We start from the raw sequence: 21,376 nt of genomic DNA, 5'->3' as shown, positions 1-21,376 counted from the left end.
TTTCCATGCCGGTGTATCTCCCCGATGACCGGGAGGGTGGTCTGTCGTGCCCAGCCTAACCGCCTCGCTGCGAGCGTGAGCGCGTCGTCCACCCCTGCGGACAGGTTGCGGCTGATCAGCCCTGAGCCAACTGGGCCGAACGCTGGGCGGCGGCTTCGATCGCAGTCATCAGCGCGGCCCGCACCTTGTGATCGTCCAACTGCCGCACGGCCGCCATCGTCGTGCCGCCCGGGGATGACACCTGCTCCCGCAGGACGGTGGGGTGCTCGCCGGTTTCCTGCAGCATCGTCGCGGCGCCGACCACGGTCTGCACGACCAACTCGGTCGAGGTCGCACGCGGCAGCCCGAGCAGCACGCCCGCTTCGATCATGGCCTCGACGACGTAGAAGATGTAGGCGGGCCCGCTGCCGCTGATCGCGGTGACGGCGTCCATGTGCTTCTCGGCGAGCGTCACGACCTTCCCGCAGCCCTCCAGCAGGCGCGCGGCCTCGGCCAGGTCGTCCTCGGTGCAATGGGTGCCGGGGCTGATCGCCGACATGCCGCGGTCGACCAGCGCGGGAGTGTTGGGCATGACGCGGGCGACGGCGGTGCCATCGGGGAGCCGAGCCTCGAGATAGGCGTTGGTGATGCCGGCGGCGATCGAGACCACGAGCGCACCTGGGCGTAGGCGTCCGCTGATCTGCCCCAGCAGCGCTTCCATGTCCTGGGGTTTCACAGCGAGCACCACGGTGTCGGCGTCCGCGACAGCATCGGGCGCAGTAGCAGCGTGGACGCCGTACTCATCGACGATCTGCTGAGCGCGCGGTGCGTGCCGATCGTTGACGGTGACCAGATCGGCGGGCTGACCGCTACGCAGCAGTCCGGCCAGCAGCGCCTCCCCCATCACGCCCGCCCCGAGCAGGGCGAGACGACGGGGCTCCGGCGCGTGGGAGCGTGCTCTGTGCGACAACAGTGACCTCTTTCGGGCAGTTCAGGAGCGGCTGGTGAGCGCGCGGACGAAGAACGCGGTGTTCGCCGGACGCTCGGCCATGCGTCGCATGAGATAGCCGTACCACTCGTCACCGAAAGGCACGTAGACCCGCATGCGATGACCGGCATCGGCGAGGCGCTGTTGCTCCTTGGGCCGGATGCCGTAGAGCATCTGGAACTCGAAGGATTCTGGTGCCCGGAGGTTCTTGTCGGCCAGCGATCCCGCGATCTGGATGATGCGCGGATCGTGGCTGGCCACCATCGGGTAGCCCTCGCCCTCCATGAGCACCCGCAGGCACTTCACGTAGTTCATGTCGACCTCGCCCTTGTCGGCGAAGGCCACCGAGGACGGCTCGGCGTAGGCGCCCTTGCACAAGCGCACCCGGCTGCCTGCGTACGCAAGGTCGCGACAATCAGCTTCGGTGCGGCGCAGGTAGGCCTGCAGCACTGCGCCGGTCTGCGGGAAGTCCTTGCGCAGTGCCGCGAGGGTTTCCAGGGTGGCGTCCGTCGTGGTGTGGTCTTCCATGTCGAGGGTGACCGTGGTGTCGGCGATCGCCGCAGCTTCGCACACCGAGCGCGCGTAATCGAGGGAGATCTTGCGTCCGTCGCGCGGCAACGCCTGACCGAGTGCGCTGAGCTTCAGACTGACCTCGACGCGTCCGCCGTCGGAGAGGCCGGCGTCAGCAAGGTCGGCGAGCAGGTCGAGGTAGGCGTCACGGGTGGCGATCGCCTGGGCGCGGTCGAGGGTGTCTTCGCCGAGGAAGTCGATGGTCACCAGGCGTCCGGTGCCGTCGAGTTCGCGGGCGGTGCGGACGGCGTCCGAGGTGGTGGTGCCGGCGACAAAACGGTTCACCACGTCACGGCTGATCGGCGCCTTCTCCACGACGTCGCGCACCTTGGTGCTCCTGCTCAGGCCCATCAGACCCTGGCGGAGTGCGGCCTTCGGATCGAGCACTTGAGATCTCCTTGGATTTCGAGTCGGGATCAGGCCAACCGGCTGATCTCCACCGTGACAAACATCTTGCTGCCGGGGGTGCCGGTGAAGATGCCCCGCAGCGGCACGACGTCCGAATAGTCACGGCCGTGTGCCACTTCAATGTAGAAGTCGTCGGGTGCGCAACGCAGCGCCGGGTCGACAGCACACCAACTGCCGTCCCACCACTCCACCCATGCGTGACCGAAGCCGGTGATCACGTCGCCCACCTCGGCGTCGGTTTCGCTCAACCGATACCCGGCGACGAACCGCGCCGGGATTCCCGCGGTGCGCAGCATGGCGAGGGTGACATGGGCGAGGTCGATGGCGTTGCCACTGCGCTGCTCCCATGCGACATCTGCCGAGGGAAGGTGGGCGGCACGGTCGGAGGCGTACGGCTGGCGCTGGTGTAACAGCTCGAGCACAGCGTCCACATAGGCGGACGGGCTCTCGCAGCCGTCTCGCAGTTGCGCAGCAGCACGGGTCAGATCTGTTCCGGAGTGCGTGGCCCCGGCAAGTTCGAGGTACTCACCGAACTGGTCGGTGAGCTCGGGCTGCGCGAGCACAGTCCAGTCGAGATCACCAGGCGCACGCGGGGTGCGGTGCACGGTCACCGTGCTGATCGACACGACCTTGAGTTCGTCGTGCGGCTCGTGGATCTCGAAGGTGGTGACATTCGTGCCCCAGTAGTCGGTCCAGGAGTCCTGCCAAGGAGTGGGCGTGATCTCCATCCGCGTGTGCGAAACGGTCTGGGCAGCAGTCGACTTGGGGATCATCCGCGCCTCGTTGTACGACGCGATCGACGGACCCGAATAGGTGTATCCGGCGCGATGCACCAATCGCAGGGTGACGCTCACGATCCACCTCGCAGCCACTCGGGAGGGATTGCACCCTCGAAATATCGCTTCGACACGGCCTCGGTCGCCTGCACGCCGACCCGCTGCAGCTGCTCCATCTCACCGCGTACGTCACCCAGCAGTTCGCTGATCGAGCGGTACTCCAGACGTGCAAGCGCCTGCCCGACGATCCGCTTGGCATCACCGGAGAAGCCGATGCGGCGCGCCTTCGGATCGAGCCGGTCGAGGCAGGTCGCCACCTCGGCCAACGCGAACGAGACCGAGCGCGGAAAGAGCCTGTCCTGCAACAGGAACTCGGCGGCGGCGCGAGGCGACTCCGAGCCGCGATACGCACGGGTGAAGGCATGCGATGCGCCGCAAGCCCGGAGCGTGACCTGCCAGGACGCCGCCGAACCCGTGCCGTAGGTGGTCATCAGAATCATCCGGGCTGTCATGTCGACCCGCTCGATCATTCCGCCGAGCTTGATGAACTGCCACCCGTCGTCATGGCTCTGGGTGCTGTTGGCGAGCGCGGCGATCATGTTGGTGCGCTCGCGCACCAGGCGGAAGGCGTCCGAGGGCCGCATGCGGCCCAGTTGCCCGTTGGCGACCAGCAGATGGGTGGTGTTGAGCGCTTCCCACAGCTCGGTGGAGACGATCTCGCGCGACCGGCGGGCGTTGTCACGGGCCATGCTGAGCGCGTACGCGATGGCCGACGGCGACTGGGCGTCGCTGAGCAGCACCCGCAGTACGTCGGCGACGTCGGCCGGTCCCTCCCATTCGACGGCCATGGCCGCAAGCAGCGAACGACAGGCTGCATCGCGGTCGAGCACCGGGTCTTCGACGAGCACTTGCAGGTGCACGTCGAGGATGCGCGCAGTGGCTTCGGCCCGCTCGACGTACCGGCCGATCCAGAAGAGCGACTCCGCAATTCGACTGAGCATCAGCGGATTCCCCCGTCCGAAGGTGCGCCGGACGACTGACTCTGAGACTGGGTCTGCGAGCCCGACTGACTCTGGCTTTGCGACTGGCTCTGCGTGCTCACCATCGTCGATTCGGACGCGGGCTCGTCAGTCGTCCCGCCTTCGCGCAGTGCAGCGGCGCGGGCGGTGCGATGCGCCGGGTGCAGCACCGACGCGTCGTGTGCCTGCTCAGCGGTACGTACCGGATCGCCCGGCTCGGGGGCCAGCACCCAGGTGTCCTTCGAGCCTCCGCCCTGGCTGGAGTTGACGATCAACTCTCCCTCGGGCAGGGCGACGCGGGTGAGGCCTCCGGGCAGCACCCACACCTTGTCTCCGTCGTTGATCGCGAACGGGCGCAGATCGACGTGGCGTGGCGCGAGTTGATCTCCGATCAGCGTCGGCACCGTGCTGAGCTGGACGACGGGCTGGGCGATCCAGCCCCGCGGGTCGTCCAACAAACGGGCACGTAACGCGTCCAACTCCTGCTGCGTTGCTCGGGGGCCGATGACGATGCCCTTGCCGCCGGCGCCGTCGACCGGTTTGACGACGAGTTCGCCGAGCCGGTCGAGCACCTGCTCCCGATGCTCCGGATCTTCCATCCGCCACGTATCGACATTGGGCAGGATCGGCTCCTGCGCGAGGTAGTAGCGGATGAGGTCAGGGACGTAGGTGTAGACCAGCTTGTCGTCGGCGACACCGTTGCCGACCGCGTTGGCGATCGTGACATTTCCGCGGCGGGCGGCGTTTAGAAGGCCGGGCACGCCGAGCACCGAATCACGTTTGAAATGAACAGGGTCGAGGAAGTCGTCGTCGACCCGGCGATAGATGACGTGCACCGGCACCAGGCCATTGGTGGTGCGCACGCTCACGCGTCCGGCTTGAGCCACGAGGTCGCGACCTTCCACCAGACGCACACCCATCAACCGGGCGAGCAGTGCGTGCTCGAAGTAGGCGGCGTTGTACGACCCGGGCGACAGGACGACGACCGTCGGGTCTCCGGCGCCGGCGCCCGAGGGTGCGCAGGCGCGCAACGCCGCAAGCAATTTGCCGGGATACTGCGTGACCGGGCGGATGCGGTGGTGCGCGAAGGCCTCGGGCAGCGCCGCCGACATCGCCCGCCGATTGGTCATCACGTACGACACCCCGGAAGGGATGCGCACGTTGTCCTCCAACACCCGGAAGTCGCCCTTGGCATCGCGGATGAGATCGATGCCCGACACGTGCACGCGCACGCCGGCCGGCGGGTTGATGCCCTTGGCAGCGCGCAGGAAGTGCGGGCTACTGGTGACGACGCTGCGCGGGATGACGCCGTCGTTGAACACCTGGCCCTCACCGTAGATATCGGCCAGGAACGCCTCGAGCGCCCGAACTCGTTGGGCCACACCGGCATCGACGACCGACCAGGCCTGGTTGTCGATGAGCCTGGGGACGATGTCGACCGGGAAGGGTCGTTCCTCACCGCCGATGTCGAAGGTCACGCCCTGGTCGAGATAGGTGTGAGAGAGGTAGTCGGCCCGTGTGCGAACGTCGCTCGGCGCGAGGTGTTCGACCTGCCGCCGCACCCCCGCGTACGCCGCCCGGGTCTCACCCGACTCGGTGAACATCTCGTCAAAGGTGTTCGGGCGCGTCTGGTACGCATCGAAGATCCCGGTCACGCATGTGAACCTAGCGCGAATTCAAGACCGGAGTGCCCCATCGCATCAGGGCCCGTCCAGCCCTCAGTGCACGACAGGCTCCAGTTGAGACATCAGCTGGCAACGCTGACCCATGGCCGCTGCACGTCGCGTAGCGCATAGGCCAGCCATGCCGATCCTGCGATAACTCCCGTGAGCAACCACGAGTATGAACTCGTTATGGGCCACAGGAGAAAGGCCCACCATGCAGGCTCCCCCAGAGTATTGGTCGTGCCGAAGAAAACCGTCGTCCCGAGCGTCACAGTGCTGAGGACCCATCCGAATTCGTAGCCGAGTGCACGCACAGTCCAGTAGCCGATTCCGACAAGCAGCAACGAGTTTCGTGCTTGCACGGCCGGCAAAGACAGCGACGGCAGCACGGCCAGGGCAGCCGGAACGGTGAGGCAGCACACGACAATCACCCACCAGAGGGCACGCACCCGGACCAAGAATTGCGTGCGAAGTTCCATGTCGAACCCAGGCTGTCGCAGCGCGAGATATCCGAGAGCCCCGGGCAGCCCGCACCACACCAGCGCCGGGGAGTACATCGTTGACATTCCGACCGGCGATGCGACGAGGCTCTGCGGTGCCCAGCGGGCGAGTGCGAAACCCAGCAGGGCAAGAGGAAGTAGCCACCACCCGTTTCGCGCACGGGCAAACAGGAGCAGGCCTTTCATCGGCAATCCGCCACAAGGCGGCCAAGGGCTTGCTTGCCTTCCGCCTGCGTGGGGCTAGGGACCGGGCCGCCAGGGCCAATGACGGTGGAATCGATCCCCGCCGCATGGAGGAGCCAACTCGATGCCGTCTGCATCGGAGCTGGTCGCTCCCCAGCTTGGCGCTCGCTACAGCCGGAAATTGCCTGAATGAGTGACCACGCCGTCGCCTGCGGATCAACATGGGGAGGCTCCTCTGCCCATCCGATCGCGACCTGACCAGGCGTGGTCCGAAATGGGTAGACAGCGACGACCTGGCGTACGGATTCCGCACCACCGACACTTGACGCCAGTCGATCCGACTCCAGCAAAAGCGGCCGGACGGCTTTCTCCACGGGCGCGACCTCTTCCGCAACTTCCTTGTCGACGCAGACTCGGTCTCGACACACCAAGGCGACATTCGCACGGGGTCGCAAGGTGTCACCGGGCATGGTCAAAGTGGCCGCGACAGCGACGCCGAGAGCGGCGAGCAACGCGACGCAGCGTGCCAAGCGGCTCCGAGCCGACAGCAGCAAGGCGCTCAATACGACCGCGATGCTGATGAACCACAACGCCTGCACCGCCAGCCCATCTGCGCGGTACTCCTGGCCCAGCATTCCGCCCACACCCTGCGCACCACCCACGATCACCTTTGTGGGCGGGATCGAGGTGAATGCCGCCAACAGGTAGCAGCCAATGGCCGTGATCGGCACTGTCGGCCAGGACGGGAACAGCGTTCCAGCAAGTGCGCCGAGCGCGCAGTAACAGGTCAGTACAACGAAACTCAGCGAAATCAAGCGAAGGTCATACGGTCCGACGCCGCCGTGCACAACCGCAGTGAGGACGTACGCAACGACCACGGCCGCCAGGTGCGCGGCGAACATCCAGCAGAGCAGCACCGAGAAACGCACAAGGGTGTCACGCGATAGTGCGTGCTCAGGCACGAGACCTTCCCGGCGTGATCGCTCCACGAATGCCGCCGCGCCGGCCGCCGCGACGACGGGCCCCACGATGATCGTCCCTCCCGCGACATGGGATGCCGACAGCGCCCACACCGTTGTCCACGTCGTGCCGTGAGTGAACAGCGCCACCGCCTCGACCAGTAGCACGAGCAGGGCGAACAGTTTCCCGAGGCTTCGGCGTGCAGCGATCAGAATAACGGGCGATGTCACCGTGTCACGACCCCTAGGTACAGCCGCTCCAGTGGACTGCCGGGCGCGTTCCCGTGAGTGGCGCGGATCCGGTCCATGCCGGAATCGACGACGACTTCGCCTTCGTCCAGGATCGTGACGTGGTCGGCGATCTGGTCGATGTCCTCCACCAGATGAGTTGCGACGATGACCAATCGCTCGCTTCCGAGTTCGGCAATAGCTTCACGGAGCCTTACCCGTTGCCGAGGGTCGAGGCCAGCGCTCGGCTCATCGAGTACGACCACCTCTGGCGCGTGAACCACCGCTTGCGCCACCATGAGTCGACGCACATAGCCGCCCGATAGCTGGCCGATCCGCTGATCAAGCACGTCTTCAACGTCAAGGGCAGCCGCAGCAGAAGAGATCCTGCCTTCCACCTCGCTTTTCGGCACTCTGTTCCACCACGCTGCGTACGCCAGCAGTTCCCGGGCGGTGAATCGCCCCGGCCACGTTGCCGCCTGCGGTAGAAAACCGACGCTCATCGGAGTCGACGACAACGTGCCGGACGACGGTCGGCGCGTGCCGACGACGAGCGACAAGAGCGTGGACTTTCCTGATCCGTTCGGGCCGAGGAGGGCAACCACGCCGGTGCGCGGCCAGGAAAGGGAGACCTCCCACAGCGCCCGTCGCCCGCCTTTGTATGTATACGAAACGCCTGACAAACGAAAAGAGGAAATGCTAAGTCTTGGCGCTCCCCTACGCACGCAACACACCGCCCGTCCAAACCTCGACATTTGCCATTTGCACTGCCTGCGCTGACGAATGCACCGAAAAAGCAAGTAGTGTCGCCGTCAGTACTTTGGTCCTGCTATTCACTTCCCCCGCCCCTTATCCGCCGAAGTTGAGTTAATGGGAGCTTAGACCAAAACCTGAGGGCAGAAGATTTCTTACCAAATCTTTAAGGTTCGCCCGATTCAGACCATGCGTCCTCAGGCCGGCCAGCTCAGGTATCTGCTCAACCTCCGATGTAGCTGACGAGGCCGCCGAAGAACTCCGCGAGATCAAGGAGTTCCTGCAGTCGCCCAAGAAGTTCCTGCGTCAGGCAGGGTGTGCGCTTCACGATTTGCCGATCGCAGCGAGGTGGAGCCGTGCGAACGCGAGCGCTTCGGCGAGGTCGAGTTCACGGTCTTCGTCGGTCTGCTTCCGCGTGCCGACCTCGACCACCACGTCGCCTGCAAATCGTTGTGCCGCAAGCTTTTCCAGCACTTCGGCGCAGGGTTGTCCGCCTCGACCGGGCACGAGATGTTCGTCCTTGAACGACCCGAGGCCGTCGGCCAAGTGCAGATGTCGCAACCGCTCCCCCAGGTCGTCCACCATCTCCAGCGCGTCCGTGCCGGCGGTCGCGGTATGTGACAGATCGAGTGTCACGTGCGCGTAGTTCTCCTCGCGCGGATCCCAGTGCGGCAGGTAGGCCAACATCTCGCGTCCGCGGGCTCGCCACGGAAACATGTTCTCGACGGCGATCGCCATGCCTGAATCGGCCTCTCGTTGTGCGATGCCCTCGGCGAAGCCGGTCGCGTACTCCTTCTGCCAGCGGAACGGCGGGTGCACCACGACCACTTCGGCGCCGACCTCTTGGGCCAGGCGCACGGAGTTGTCGATCTTGTCCCAGGGTTCGGTGCCCCAGACGCGTTGGGTGAGCAGCAGCGTCGGTGCGTGGATGGAAACGACGGGCAGCCCGTAATGATCGATCAAGCGGTTGAGCGCGCCCGATTCCTGGCTGACAGGGTCGGTCCAGACCATGACCTCCAGACCGTCGTACCCGAGACGATCCGCGAGGTCGAAGGCCCCGACGACCGACAACGGGTAGACCGACGAGGTCGACAGAGCCACCCGGCTGTCAGGCACCGCGACGACCCCCACTCAGTCGTCCAGCCAGTCCAACCGGCGCAGGATGATGCCCTCACGCATCGCCCACGGACACAGTTCGAGCTCTTCGATGTCGAGGAGATCCATGACCCCTTCGAGCACCATCGCGCCGGCCAGCATCTGCTGTGCCCGACCTGCTGAAACGCCGGGCAGCGCGACGCGTTCGGCGGCTGGCATCTTCGCCAGCTTCGGCACCAGCTCCGACAGGTCGCTGCGAGAAAGGGTGCGTTTGACGAAGGGGCCATCGGCCGACGGTGCGGCGCCACAGGCGCGCGCGAGCGAACGGATGGTCTTGCTCGTGCCCACGACGCGGTCGGGTGTGCCGGCCTTGGTCAGCGGGCGCAGTTCGCGGGCGATGTCGGAACGGATCCGCTTGCGCATCGCCTTCAACTCCGCCGCCGGTGGCGGGTCGCCGTGCAACTGGCGGGTCACGCGTCCGGCACCGAGCAGCAGGCTCATCGCCACTTCGGGTTCTTCGTCGATACCGTTGATCAACTCAAGGGATCCACCGCCGATGTCGACGACGAGCAGGCGTCCCGCAGACCAACCGAACCATCGCCGGACCGCCAGGAAGGTGAGCCGCGCCTCGTCCTCGCCGGGCAGCACCTGCAGGTCGAGACCGGAGCGGTTGCGCACCTGATCGAGCACGAACTCGCCGTTGGGCGCCTCACGGATGGCACTGGTGGCGAAGGCGAGCAGGTCTTCGATGCCTTGGTCTTCGGCGATCTCCTGGCACTCCCGCACGAACTCGACCAGTTGGTCGATACCGGCCGAGGCGATGTGGCCGTCGTCGTCGGTGAACTCCGAGAGACGCAACTGCCTCTTGTGGGAGGACGCGGGAAGCGGCCGCGCGCCCTGATGGGCATCGACGACCAGAAGATGGACGGTGTTCGAGCCGACGTCGATCACACCCAGGCGCATGGTCGGCAGTTTATGGGGTGCGCTCTGGGCGGCAGGCGGCGCGTGCGTGAGAATGCTCCGGTGACCGAGACACCGCTGGGCGCGCCCCGCATTTGGGCCGAGTTCGACAATCCGGACGACGCCACCGAGCGGTTCCGGGTCGACCTCACCTGGCTGACCTCGTCCTGGACCTGCATCTTCGGTCAGGGCTGCGAGGGCATCTACGCCGATCGTCCGGACGACGGCTGTTGCACCCTCGGTGCCCACTTCAGCGACAAGGACGACCTGAAGAACGTCAAGAAGGTGGCGGCCAAGCTCGGCCCGGACGAGTGGCAGTACTACGACGAGGGCAGCTCCAAGCGGGGCTGGACCGAGAAGGAGGATGGCGCCACCAAGACCCGCGTGGTCGACGGCGCCTGCATCTTCCTCAACCGTCCGGGCTTTCCGGCCGGCGCCGGTTGTTCACTGCACCAGCACGCGATGGCCGAAGGGCTCGAACCCCACACGCTGAAGCCGGACGTCTGTTGGCAGTTGCCGATCCGGCGCGATTTCCGCACGGTCACCCTCAACGACGAGACGTCGTACACCGAGGTCTCGATCGGTGAGTACGACCGGCGCGGATGGGGGCCGGGCGGGCACGACCTCGACTGGTACTGCTCGGGCAACCCGCAGGCGCATGTCGGCAAGGACCCGGTCTACGTCTCGAATGCCGGAGAGTTGAAACATCTGATGGGCGAAGCCGGTTACCAAGAACTGGTCCGGCGGTGCGAGATGCATCTGGCAGCAGTGGAGGTGGCGCGCCGCCCGGGCCATCGCAAGATGCTCCCCTTGCTGGTGCACCCGGCCACGCTCGCGGCGCAGCGCAAGGAGCAACTGCCCGACCAGAGGATGTAGAGGCGCGAAGTGACTGACTACCAGGCGATTCCGTCGCCGAACATCTGGAATCACCCCGAGGTCTACGAGATCGAGAACCGCGGCGTCGACCCGGACGGCGCGATCTGGGAGGCCATGCGGTCGGTCACCGACTGGGCCGGCAAGCGCGTACTCGACATCGGTTGCGGCACCGGTTTCCACCTACCGCTGCTGGCCGAGACCGCTGCCGACGTCATCGGGGTCGAGCCCCATGAACCGCTGGTGCGAACAGCCCAGCAACGGGTGGCCGGGATGCCCACGGTGGACGTCCGGCTCGGCCGCGCCGAAATGCTGCCGGTGGAGGAAGCGTCAGTCGACGTCATGCACAACCGGTGGGCCTACTTCTTCGGACGCGGTTGCGAGCCGGGTCTGGCCGAGCTCGACCGGGTGATGGCTCCGGGCGGGGTGGCCTTCGTCGTCGACAACGACGCCTCCCGCTCGAGGTTCGGGCAGTGGTTCCGGCAGGCGCTGCCGACCTACGACCCTGTTTCGATCGAACGCTTCTGGGACCAGCAGGGCTGGGAAAAGATCCCGGTCATGATGCGTTGGCAGTTCGCGTCGCGCGCCGACTTCGAGGCCGTGGTCGCTATCGAGTTCGACGCGCAGAACACTGCACGGATCCTCGCCGAACACGAGGGCACCGGCGTCGACTACGCGGTCTGGGTGCGCTGGAAGCGCTACTGAGGCAGCGGCTCAGCTGGCGCGGTAGCGGGTGATCTTGCGCCACAGCCAGGTGTCGGGCACCTGGCGTCCAGTGGCGAGATACTCGACCGTCGCGGGGTGGTAGAGCACGTCATACCCGTCAGCGAGCCCGCGGCTGGTGCCGCACACCAGGATGCGGTCGCCGATCTGCAGTTCGATGTCGTCGTCCGGGATGAGCGTCGTCGAGCCGTCCCTGATGAGCATCATCGGCACCACGGCCAATGGCTGGGAGCGGTCTTCGGGGTGCCGGAAGAGCTCTCCCAGCCGGAGTGTGTGGTGCTCGATCCACTCGCACGCCGCAGGTGCCTTCTGCGGGACGAGTTCGATCAGGTCGCGCTCGGGCGCGCGGGTACCGCAGCGCTCGATCAGCCTGTCGCGCAACGCGATCGCGAACCGCTCGTCCTGCTGCATCACCTGCTCCAGGAACTGCCAGAAGACAGGCGTCAGCACGCGTGCGAGCACCTCGCGCGCGACCAGCTCGGTGGAGATGTAGATCGAGTCGATCTCCATCGCCTTGAGCAAGGCCGCGTAGGCGTTGGTGCGCTGTTGCACACACAGGTAGACGTCGGAGTTGGCCAGGCGCACCTGCTCGGCCAGGGCGATGTTCGTCAGATCATTCACGCTCGCGGCGACGAAACCGGCGACATCGTCGAACGACTCCGGCAGTGCAGTCGGGTCGACCAGATCGACCTCGAGCCCGGCTGCGCGCAGGTCAGCGGCGACCTCCTCACCGAACTGACAGTTGCCCGCGACCACCCATTCACCGTCGGTGAGGCCGGTGCTGGCCTCGGGCAGCTCGTGCTCGTCGTTGTCCATCAGCCACTGGATCAACTGGTGGGTGATCGGCTGGTGTAGCGACATCGCCAGGTAACCGCCGTAGCGGTCGTCGGGGTTGATGATCGCGGTCGGCCCGAAATCCTCCATCCGCGGTTGGATCACCGGGTCTGTGCACCGTGCGATCACCGGCATCTCCGGGCGCAGCAGGGAGGTGCTCATGACCACTGCGAGGTTGGCCTCGTCGTCGTCGGTCAGGGCCAGGACGGCCTCGCAGCTGGGATGGCCCAGGCCCGCAAGGCCGAGCGCGGCCGGCGTGCGTCCACTGGCTTCGAGCGCAGGGACATCGGCGGTGAGTTCGTGCGTCCAGAGAGCCTCGACGCGATCCTCGGTGCGCTCGACCACCACGAACCGGCGGCGGCGCTTGTCGAGTTCGGCGCCGACCGCCTGCCCCGCGACGCCGTATCCGACCAGCAGCATGAAGGGCTCGCGCATCGCTCGCACCTTGCGCCGGAAGCGCTGGGAGGCCAGGGCGTCCTGGAACGCGGTGTCCTGCATCATCGAGAAGATCACACCGATGGTGTAGGCCCAACTGAGCACGAGCATGAAGATCGAGGCGGTCATCCACATGCGCTGCGGATAGCTGAAGGGGTAAGGCGCCTCGGTGTAACCGACGGTCGTGACCGTCATCGTCATCTGGTAGAGCGCGTCGAACGCAGAGAGCTTGTACGGGTTGCCATCGGCGTCCGTGCCGGGGATGAAGGTCATCCCGAGCGTCGCGATGCTGAAGGTGGTGATCAGCACGATCAGCGGCATGCGCATGCGGCGCAACACCAAGAAGACGGCGTCGGTGGTGGGCAGGCCGGTCGGGATCGGCACCGGACGGCGACGGGCCCGCCGCTGCGTGACGGCCCGCGAGCGCCGGTTGAGAATGCTGAGGATGTTGACCATCGAGCCGGTCAGCGTCCAGCGGCTGAGGTCAACAAAACCCGGTTGTCATCGGTCATGGAAGAAGCCTCAGCGCCGCCGGTACGACACGGTCTCGATCACCAGCAGCACGACCGAGACGATGTTGGCCAGCAGGGCGCCACCCGACAGCGACACCATGCTCGCGGTGTTCTCGGCGTTGAGCGCCTCGCCGCCGATCTGCACCGCAAAGACCCAGACCGCAGCAGCGCCCAGCAGCTGCAGCAGGGCGACCAGGCTCGTTGCGAGGTGGACCGCGCCCACCTGGGTGCGGTCGCCGAACTTCAGCATCAGCGCGATGCAGTTGACGACGATCGCGGCGAAGAGCTCGTAGACATTGTGGACGTGCGGATTCGACAGGTCGCCGAGGAAGAAACCGAAGTTCAGGGTCGCCGACAACAGCACGAAGAAGCCGAAGACCACCTTTTCAAGGTTCACCCGAGGGAGCCTAGTTCGGTTTCGAAGAAAGGGCACGCCTGCGCGCTGTCGGTGCTCTCTCGTAGGTTCGACCCCATGGCAGCGAAGAAGGGTTCGGCACCGGCGTACAAGTGCACCGAGTGCGGTTGGACGGCGATCAAATGGGTCGGCCGCTGCGGCGAGTGTCAGGCCTGGGGCACGGTCGTCGAGACGAGCACCGTCAAGCCGCGCACGGCACCGGCGCGAAGCATCGAGCGTCCCGCGCAGCCGATCGCCGAGGTCGACGCCACGCTGGCCCAGGCCGCACCCACCGGAGTCGGTGAATTCGACCGGGTGCTGGGCGGAGGCATGGTGCCGGGAGCGGTCATCCTCGTCGCGGGTGAGCCGGGCATCGGCAAGTCGACGCTGCTGCTCGACGTCGCCGGACGCGTCGCCCGCGGCGGCAAGCCGGTGCTCTACGTCAGCGGTGAGGAATCAGCCGCCCAGGTGCGACTGCGCGGCGAGCGCATCGAGGCGATGGCCCGCACCCTTTACCTGGCGGCTGAGACCGATCTGGCCACCGTGCTCGCCCAGATCGAGCAGGTCTCCCCCTCGATGATGATCATCGATTCCGTGCAGACCATCGCCTCGGCCGATATCGAGGGCGCACCGGGCAATGTCAGCCAGATCCGCGAGGTGGCCGCGAGCATCATCCAGCTGGCCAAGGAGCGCAACATCTCCACGATGCTGGTCGGCCACGTCACCAAGGACGGCTCCATCGCCGGCCCGCGGTTGCTGGAGCATCTGGTCGACGTCGTCGTGCAGTTCGAGGGCGAACGCCACTCCCGGCTGCGCATGGTGCGGGCGGTGAAGAACCGCTACGGCCCGACTGACGAGGTGGGCTGCTTCGATCTCTCCGATGTCGGCATCGTCGGGCTGCCCGACCCCAGCGGGCTGTTCCTCACCCGCACCGACGATCCGGCGCCAGGCACCTGCGTCACCGTCACCCTCGAAGGACGCCGTCCGCTGGTCACCGAGGTGCAGGCGCTGCTCGCGCGGTCCGAGCAGGGTGGTTCGCCCAGGCGTACGACCAGTGGTGTCGATTCGTCACGCGTGGCGATGATCCTGGCCGTGCTCGACCGTCACTGCGGGCTGCCGATCCGCAACGCGGAGTGTTATGTCTCCACGGTCGGCGGGGTGCGGCTGGCTGAGCCGGCGGTCGACCTCGCTCTGGCGCTGGCGATGGCCAGTTCGCTGGCCGATTCACCGTTCAGCAAGGGCACGGTCGCAATGGGCGAAGTGGGCCTGGCCGGTGACGTGCGAGCGGTCAGTGGTGTGCCGCGCCGGCTGGCGGAGGCGTATCGCATCGGCTTCACCCGGGCGATCATCCCCAAGGGATCGCTCGGCGATGAGGCGGCGCCCAAGGGCATGGACGTGCGTGAGGTCTCCGACCTCGCGAGGGCCGTCCGGCTGCTCAACCTCGGCACGGTCACCCAGCTGCGTCCGAACGACAATGGCTGAGTCGGCCCAGCCGGCGCGGCGCACCACGGGCGAGGCCGCTTGTCCTGTCGTGCCTTCTCGCCCCGGTCCTTTAGGCTGACCGGGTGGAGCGTGCGCCTGAAGATGTCCTGCATGACACCCTTGCGCTCGTCGCCCCCGGCACCGTCCTGCGCGAGGCTCTCGAACGCATCCTGCGCGGCCGCACCGGCGCGCTGATCGTCCTGGGGCATGACGCCGTCGTCGAGCAGATCAGCACCGGCGGCTTCCCGATGGACATCGAGCTCACCGCCACCCGTCTTCGCGAGTTGGCCAAGATGGACGGCGCGATCGTCGTCGACACCGACGTCAACCGCATCGTGCGGGCTGCCACCCAGTTGTTGCCGGACGCCGCGATCGAGACCACCGAGTCGGGTACGCGGCATCGCACCGCCGAGCGCGTTGCCAAACAGACCGGTTATCCGGTGGTCTCGGTGAGCCAGTCGATGCACATCGTCGCGCTCTACGTCGGCAACCTGCGGCACGTCATCGAAGACTCCACCGCGATCCTGTCGCGCGCCAACCAGGCGCTGCAGACGTTGGAGCGCTACAAGGAACGCCTCGACGAGGTGGCCGGCACGCTGAGCGCGCTCGAGATCGAAGACCTGGTGACCATTCGCGATGTCGCCAGCGTCGTGCAGCGCATGGAGATGGTGCGCCGCATCAGCGAGGAGATCGCGGCCTACGTGCTCGAACTCGGCGTCGACGGCCGACTCATGGCGCTGCAGTTGGACGAACTGGTCACTGGCCTGGGCGACGACCGCGAACTCGTCGTGCGCGATTACGTCGAGGCGGCGAAGGAACCGCTGACCGTGCAGGACGCCCTCGACAACCTCGGCCGTCTCAGCGCCTCCGACCTGCTCGACCTCTCAGCCGGGGCCCGTGCGATGGGCTTCACCACCCACGGCGAGAGCCTGGACGGCGCGCTCAGCCCGCGCGGTTACCGCCTGCTCAGCCGCATCCCGCGCCTGCCGGGAGCCATCGTCGAGCGACTGATCGACCACTTCGGCACGCTGCAGAACCTCCTCGCCGCCGACTTCGACGACCTCATGGCCGTCGACGGGGTGGGCGAGAGCCGGGCCCGCGCGGTGCGCGAAGGCCTCTCGCGACTGGCCGAGAGCAGCATCCTCGAGCGCTACGTCTGAGTTCGCCCGTTCGGCGACCTGATCAATGGCAACTACTGCGCAACCGATGCCGGCGCTCGAACTCCGCACGATCCACGAAGAGATCATTGCCTGGTACCGCCGCGAGGAGCGTCCGCTGCCGTGGCGCACGCCTGAATGCTCCGCGTGGGGCGTGTTGCTGTCGGAAGTGATGTCGCAGCAGACCCCGGTCGCACGCGTCGCCCCGATCTGGGTCGACTGGATGCAGCGTTGGCCGACCCCGGCCCATCTCGCCGCCGCTGCCCCGGGTGAGGCGGTGCGACATTGGGGGCGCCTGGGTTATCCGCGGCGGGCCCTGCGGCTGCACGCCGCGGCAACCGCGATCGCGCAAGAACACGACAACGTCGTGCCGTCGGATCCTGTTGTACTGCAATCACTCCCTGGCATCGGCAGCTACACCGCTGCGGCCGTTGCTGCCTTCGCGTACGGCGTCCGCACTGTGGTGGTCGACACCAATGTGCGCCGCGTCGAGGCGAGGCTGTTCTCGGGGGATGCCCTGGCAGCGCCATCGCTGACCGCCGCCGAATCCCGTTTGGCCGCAGCTGTATTGCCCGAGGCCGACGTCGATGCAGCGGTGTGGAATGTCGCCGTCATGGAGCTCGGGGCCGTGGTGTGCACGGCCACCGGCCCCAAGTGTGGCGCGTGCCCGGTGCTTGACCAGTGCGCTTGGCAGCGTGCCGGTGCGCCGCCGTATGACGGGCCGGCCCGCAAGGGTCAGAAGTGGGCAGGCACCGACCGGCAGGTGCGCGGCAAGCTGCTGCAGGCGCTGCGCGACGCCGACCAGCCACTCCCGCGCAGCAGCCTCGATCTGGTGTGGAGCGATGCGGCACAACGGGATCGCTGCCTCGTCGGCCTCATCGAGGACGGACTGGTGGAGCCGCTGGATGGCGGGCTCTACTCGCTGCCCAGCTGACCCAACCCGTCCAATCCGTCAGGCAGCGACAGCCAGGGCCCGGTCACCGCGCGGGGTGACGCGCACGGTGTCGCCCGGGCGGAAGTTGTTGACCTCGTGGTTGCGCACCTGCACCAACACTGTCGATCCGCTCGCCAGTTCGACGATCACTCGTCCGTGGCCACCGAGGAAGCTCGACGACACGACGCGTCCGTGATCGCCGCCGGTGGAGTTCTCCTGCGGCGCAGTGACATCGAGTGCTTCAGGACGGATGAGCACCAATGCCTCACCTCCGGTGACCGACCCTTCGAGCAAAGGCACCCGCGTCCCGAGCACCTCGGCGTTGCCGTCAAGCACTGCACACGGCAGCCGGTTGGTGAGCCCGACGAACTCGGCCACGAAGGGCGTTGCGGGTTCGGAGTACAGCTGGGCCGGTGCGGCGATCTGCTCCAGGCGTCCGGCGTTCATCACACCGACCCGGTCGGCGACGGCGAGCGCCTCTTCCTGGTCGTGGGTGACGAACAGCGTGGTGGTGCCGATCTCCAGCTGGATGCGCCGGATCTCGTCACGCAGCTGAGTGCGCACCTTCGCATCGAGCGCCGACAGGGGCTCGTCGAGCAGCAGCACCCGGGGTTCGATCGCGAGCGCGCGAGCCAGTGCGACGCGCTGTTGCTGACCGCCGGACATCTGGTGGGCGAACTTGTCGATATGAGCAGAAAGCCCAACCAGCTCCAGCATTTCGACGGCTCGGGCGCGACGCTTGGCTTTGTCCTGCTTGCGCAGCTCCAGACCGAACTCGACGTTCTGTCGTGCGGTCATGTGCGGGAAGAGCGAGTACGCCTGGAAGACCATGCCCATGTCGCGCTTGTTGGTGGGCACCCGGGTGACATCGGCGCCGGCGACAGTGATCGTGCCGGCGTCCGGGTCTTCCAGCCCGGCCAGACAGCGCAGGGCGGTCGTCTTGCCGCAGCCGGACGGACCGAGGAGAGCGACGAACTCGCCGGGCTCCATGTGCAGGGTGAGCCCGTCGAGAGCTGCGACGCCCCCATAGACCCGACGCAGGTCGGTGAGCTGGACGGGGGTGCTCATGACTTCTTCTCCTTGCGGAATCGGCGGCCGCCGGCGGGCGAGGCTCCGATGAATGACATTGCGAACAGGACCACGAAGGCAAAGACCAGCGCGGCGAATCCGACGGCGACCGAGATCTTGGAATCGGACTGCCCGAGCTGGAACATCGCCACCTGGAGGTTGTTGCGGGCGAACAGCGCCGCGATGGTGAACTCACCGAGCACGAGCGCGACCGACAGGAAGGATGCCGACAGCACCGAGGTGCGAAGGTTCGGCAACACGATCCGCCACATCACCGTCGGCCAGGATGCGCCGAGCGAACGAGCGGCCTCGGAGAGCGTGCGGACGTCGATGGCGCGCAGCCCGGCGTCGATCGACCGGTATGCGTACGGAAGCACGAGCACGACATAGGCGAAGGCGAGCCACAGCGTGCGGGCACCGAGGAAGTAGTTGACCCAGCTGTAGACCGGCGTCAGCCCGACGACCAACACGATCGCGGGGACGGTGAGTGGCAGCAGGCAGATGAATTCGACCAGACGCGACATCTTCGGCAGTCGCAACCGCACCCAGGTCATTGTCGGCACGAGCAGCACGAGCATCAGCACGACGGTCAGCACCGCGAGCTGGATGGAGGAGATGAATCCTTCCTTCAGCACCGGGTAGTCCGTGCTGACCTTCTCCACATCGGCGAGAGTGCGCCAGGTGTCGAGGGTGTGGCCTTTGCCGCCGGGGCCCTGAAGGGTGAACTCGAACATGCCGATCATCGGCATGGCGAAGAAGATCATGCAGACGGTGACGATCGTCCACCGCATCAGGGCTTGCTTGCGCCGGAACGCCGCGCGGCGTCCGCCGCTCATCGCTGCAACCACTTCGAGGCGCGGCGGTCGATGAGCGCGTAGATCGCCATCGCGATGGCGACGACCACGACCATCGCGAGCGCCATCGCCTTACCGACGTTCTCCTGACCGAGGAGCACCTCGGAGGAGAAGGTGGACGCGATCTGCTGCGGCACCAGCGGCGAGGCCTGAGTGATCAGGGCGGCGGCGGTGGCGTAGGCGGAGAAGGCGTTGGTGAACAACAACAGCAGCGCTCCGGCGAAGGACGGCGCGAGGATCGGCAGGCCGACTTTGCGCCAGAAGGTCCAGGTGGTGCCGCCCAGGGTCTCGGTGGCTTCACGCCACTGACTACGGATGCCTTCGACGGCGGGCAGGAAGACGATCACCATGAGCGGAATCTGGAAGTACAGGTAGACCAGCAGCAGGCCCTTGTCCCACTCGTACAGCCAGAGGCTGCCGCTAAGGTCGAGACCTGCTTTGCCGAGCCAAGTGGTGAGCAGGCCGGTGAATCCGAAGCTGGCGATGAAGGCGAATGCCAGTGCGACACCACCGAATTGGGCGAGGACGCCGGAGAGGGAGGTGACGAACCGCTTGAGCAGACCGTTCGGTTTGGCAGTGCTGATCGCGTACGCCAGCAGACCACCGACGACGCCGGCGATGACCGCGCTGTAGAACGACAGCAGCACCGATTTCTTGAGCGCTTCGAGGAAGACCGGCTCGGTCAGCGTCTGCACGTAAGCGGTGGTGGGTCGTCCCTGCGGGGTGAAGAACGCGCCGACCACCACGACGAGCGTCGGGATGATCAGGAAGACCGTGGTGTAGACGAAGAAGGGGGCGACGCCCAGGAGGGCGCCCGACGGTCGTCGACCGCCGCGCGCCCTCCCGGAAGTGGAGCGTTGCGCCATGAAGCGGCTCAGCCCATCGCCTTCGGCCAAGCGGTGGCGAGGATGCCCTTCGCCTTGTCCGTCTGGTCCGGAGTGGGGATCGTGACGTCCTCGGCCTTCGGCAGGGCAGCCGCGGCCGTCTTGTCGATGGTGCCGTCAGCGGTCATCGCGTCCATCAGCACCGGCGTCGCGCCGCCCTTCAGCCAGGCGTTCTGACCCTCGGGGCTGAACAGGTACTCCTGGAACAGTCGGGCCGCCGCCGGGTGCGGGGCGTCCTTGTTGACGGCCTGGTTGTAGAAGGTCTTCAGTGCCTTCGGCGGGCTCCAGAGCTCCCAGGTCTTCACCTTGGCCGGGATGGCCGTCTGGTTGTACGACCAGTCGAAGACCACCGGGGTCTGACCGGATTCGATCGTCGCCGGGGTGGGGTCGATCGGCAGGAAGTTGCCAGCCGACTTCAGCTTCTTGAAGTACTCGATGCCCTTGGCGGGGTCGTCGACGGCTCCACCTTCGTTGACCGAAACCATCTGGACGGCGACGAAGGCGGCTCCAGCCTTGGTGGGGTCGCCGTTGAGCGCGACCTTGCCCTTGTACTCCGGCTTGGCGAGGTCAGCCAGGGACGTCGGGGCAGGCACCTTCGCCGAGTCGTAACCGACGGTCATGAGGCCGGCGTAGTCGTTGACCCAGAGGCCGGTGGCTTCCTTGTTGGCTGCCGGGATCTTGTCGAACTTCTCCACCTTGTACGGGGCAAACATGCTGGTGTTCGCCAGTGCGACCGCGGTGCCAAGGTCGAACACATCGGGTGCGGTCTTCTGGCCCTTCAGCCGCTTGGCAGCTGCGATCTCGTCGGCGCTGGAGGCGTCCGGCTGAGCGCTGGTGATCTTGATCTCGGGGTACTTCTTCTGGAAGCCCTCGAGGATCTCCTTGTAGTTGGCCCAGTCCGGCGGGAGCGCGATGACGTTGAGCGCGCCTTCCTTCTTGGCCGCTGCGACGAGCTTGTCCATTCCGCCCATGTCGGCGGCGGACGTGGCGCTCTTGGCGTCCTTGCCACCGGCCGCGCCCGAGCCCGAGCCGGCGTTGGAGGACGAGGTGGATTCGTCGGTGGGGGCCGAGCAGGCGGCGAGGGAGAATGCGGTGAGCCCGGCGAGCGAGATCGCTGCGATCCGGGTGCGAACACGGGACATGC

General features: G+C 66.6%; 21 protein-coding genes. 5 read left to right on the top strand and 16 right to left on the bottom strand.

Annotated features, from left to right (window positions below; all coding sequences use genetic code 11):
- Nucleotides 1–115 precede the first annotated feature (115 nt).
- From proC to J5M86_RS02285, 10 genes are all read right to left on the bottom strand, one after another.
- The gene (gene proC / locus J5M86_RS02330; protein WP_255427449.1) at nucleotides 116–949 is read right to left on the bottom strand and encodes a pyrroline-5-carboxylate reductase; all 834 of its coding nucleotides are present in this window, start codon (nucleotides 947–949) and stop codon (nucleotides 116–118) included.
- A gap of 21 nt (nucleotides 950–970) precedes the next feature.
- Nucleotides 971–1,888: a proline dehydrogenase family protein gene (locus tag J5M86_RS02325; protein ID WP_188059942.1), complete on the bottom strand. Its 918-nt coding sequence runs from the start codon at nucleotides 1,886–1,888 to the stop codon at nucleotides 971–973.
- A gap of 65 nt (nucleotides 1,889–1,953) precedes the next feature.
- On the bottom strand, nucleotides 1,954–2,799 hold the full coding sequence (locus J5M86_RS02320) for a transglutaminase family protein (RefSeq protein WP_188059690.1): 846 nt from the start codon (nucleotides 2,797–2,799) through the stop codon (nucleotides 1,954–1,956).
- Nucleotides 2,796–3,722, bottom strand: a complete 927-nt coding sequence (locus J5M86_RS02315; RefSeq protein ID WP_188059691.1) for an alpha-E domain-containing protein — start codon at nucleotides 3,720–3,722, stop codon at nucleotides 2,796–2,798. Before J5M86_RS02315 ends, J5M86_RS02320 begins: the two co-directional genes overlap by 4 nt.
- Nucleotides 3,722–5,395, bottom strand: coding sequence for a circularly permuted type 2 ATP-grasp protein (locus tag J5M86_RS02310; protein ID WP_370587314.1), 1,674 nt, complete (start codon nucleotides 5,393–5,395; stop codon nucleotides 3,722–3,724). Before J5M86_RS02310 ends, J5M86_RS02315 begins: the two co-directional genes overlap by 1 nt.
- A 92-nt stretch (nucleotides 5,396–5,487) precedes the next feature.
- Nucleotides 5,488–6,090 (bottom strand): hypothetical protein, encoded by a 603-nt coding sequence (locus J5M86_RS02305; protein ID WP_188059692.1) that lies wholly within the window; start codon nucleotides 6,088–6,090, stop codon nucleotides 5,488–5,490.
- A complete protein-coding gene (locus J5M86_RS02300) occupies nucleotides 6,087–6,902 on the bottom strand; it encodes a hypothetical protein (protein ID WP_208965085.1) in 816 nt (271 codons plus the stop codon). The genes J5M86_RS02305 and J5M86_RS02300 overlap by 4 nt, the downstream gene beginning before the upstream one ends.
- Nucleotides 6,903–7,273: 371 nt before the next feature.
- Nucleotides 7,274–8,029: an ATP-binding cassette domain-containing protein gene (locus tag J5M86_RS02295; protein WP_244328433.1), complete on the bottom strand. Its 756-nt coding sequence runs from the start codon at nucleotides 8,027–8,029 to the stop codon at nucleotides 7,274–7,276.
- 322 nt (nucleotides 8,030–8,351) lie between these two features.
- On the bottom strand, nucleotides 8,352–9,143 hold the full coding sequence (locus tag J5M86_RS02290; protein ID WP_244328432.1) for a sugar phosphate isomerase/epimerase: 792 nt from the start codon (nucleotides 9,141–9,143) through the stop codon (nucleotides 8,352–8,354).
- A 15-nt stretch (nucleotides 9,144–9,158) separates the two neighbouring features.
- Complete coding sequence (locus tag J5M86_RS02285; protein ID WP_188059696.1) at nucleotides 9,159–10,085, bottom strand: Ppx/GppA phosphatase family protein; 927 nt, start codon at nucleotides 10,083–10,085, stop codon at nucleotides 9,159–9,161.
- Nucleotides 10,086–10,145: 60 nt separating this feature from the next.
- Between J5M86_RS02285 and J5M86_RS02280 the strand changes: the two genes are divergently transcribed.
- Both J5M86_RS02280 and J5M86_RS02275 read left to right on the top strand, forming a co-directional pair.
- Entirely contained in the window at nucleotides 10,146–10,958 is an 813-nt protein-coding gene (locus tag J5M86_RS02280; protein ID WP_188059697.1) for a hypothetical protein, read from the top strand.
- Between the two features lie 9 nt (nucleotides 10,959–10,967).
- The gene (locus J5M86_RS02275) at nucleotides 10,968–11,660 is read left to right on the top strand and encodes a class I SAM-dependent methyltransferase (protein WP_244328431.1); all 693 of its coding nucleotides are present in this window, start codon (nucleotides 10,968–10,970) and stop codon (nucleotides 11,658–11,660) included.
- A 9-nt stretch (nucleotides 11,661–11,669) separates the two neighbouring features.
- Here J5M86_RS02275 and J5M86_RS02270 read toward each other — a convergent pair whose 3' ends face one another.
- Together J5M86_RS02270 and J5M86_RS02265 are read right to left on the bottom strand one after the other, a co-directional pair.
- A complete protein-coding gene (locus J5M86_RS02270) occupies nucleotides 11,670–13,403 on the bottom strand; it encodes an NAD-binding protein (protein WP_188059698.1) in 1,734 nt (577 codons plus the stop codon).
- A 66-nt stretch (nucleotides 13,404–13,469) separates the two neighbouring features.
- A complete protein-coding gene (locus J5M86_RS02265) occupies nucleotides 13,470–13,856 on the bottom strand; it encodes a DUF6394 family protein (protein WP_188059699.1) in 387 nt (128 codons plus the stop codon).
- Nucleotides 13,857–13,931: 75 nt separating this feature from the next.
- Here J5M86_RS02265 and radA point away from each other — a divergent pair, with 75 nt between their 5' ends.
- The 3 genes from radA (at nucleotide 13,932) to J5M86_RS02250 (ending at nucleotide 17,426) form a co-directional block, all read left to right on the top strand.
- Nucleotides 13,932–15,335, top strand: a complete 1,404-nt coding sequence (radA, locus tag J5M86_RS02260) for a DNA repair protein RadA (RefSeq protein WP_188059700.1) — start codon at nucleotides 13,932–13,934, stop codon at nucleotides 15,333–15,335.
- Between the two features lie 83 nt (nucleotides 15,336–15,418).
- Nucleotides 15,419–16,495, top strand: a complete 1,077-nt coding sequence (gene disA / locus J5M86_RS02255) for a DNA integrity scanning diadenylate cyclase DisA (protein ID WP_188059701.1) — start codon at nucleotides 15,419–15,421, stop codon at nucleotides 16,493–16,495.
- 25 nt (nucleotides 16,496–16,520) lie between these two features.
- Nucleotides 16,521–17,426 (top strand): A/G-specific adenine glycosylase, encoded by a 906-nt coding sequence (locus J5M86_RS02250; RefSeq protein WP_304952493.1) that lies wholly within the window; start codon nucleotides 16,521–16,523, stop codon nucleotides 17,424–17,426.
- Nucleotides 17,427–17,444: 18 nt separating this feature from the next.
- Here the strand turns inward: J5M86_RS02250 and J5M86_RS02245 are convergent, their stop codons facing one another.
- From J5M86_RS02245 to J5M86_RS02230, 4 genes are read right to left on the bottom strand one after another with little or no spacing between them, the layout of a single operon-like run.
- Nucleotides 17,445–18,494 (bottom strand): ABC transporter ATP-binding protein, encoded by a 1,050-nt coding sequence (locus tag J5M86_RS02245; protein WP_188059702.1) that lies wholly within the window; start codon nucleotides 18,492–18,494, stop codon nucleotides 17,445–17,447.
- Nucleotides 18,491–19,330 (bottom strand): ABC transporter permease subunit, encoded by an 840-nt coding sequence (locus tag J5M86_RS02240; RefSeq protein ID WP_188059703.1) that lies wholly within the window; start codon nucleotides 19,328–19,330, stop codon nucleotides 18,491–18,493. Before J5M86_RS02240 ends, J5M86_RS02245 begins: the two co-directional genes overlap by 4 nt.
- Nucleotides 19,327–20,244, bottom strand: coding sequence for an ABC transporter permease subunit (locus tag J5M86_RS02235; protein ID WP_244328430.1), 918 nt, complete (start codon nucleotides 20,242–20,244; stop codon nucleotides 19,327–19,329). Before J5M86_RS02235 ends, J5M86_RS02240 begins: the two co-directional genes overlap by 4 nt.
- Nucleotides 20,223–21,374, bottom strand: a complete 1,152-nt coding sequence (locus J5M86_RS02230; RefSeq protein WP_188059704.1) for an ABC transporter substrate-binding protein — start codon at nucleotides 21,372–21,374, stop codon at nucleotides 20,223–20,225. The genes J5M86_RS02235 and J5M86_RS02230 overlap by 22 nt, the downstream gene beginning before the upstream one ends.
- Nucleotides 21,375–21,376 lie beyond the last annotated feature (2 nt).

This window comes from Yimella sp. cx-51 (assembly GCF_017654605.1).
Lineage (GTDB): Bacteria > Actinomycetota > Actinomycetes > Actinomycetales > Dermatophilaceae > Yimella.
Note: the sequence above shows the minus strand (reverse complement) of the source record. Positions and strands in the feature narration are given on the sequence as shown.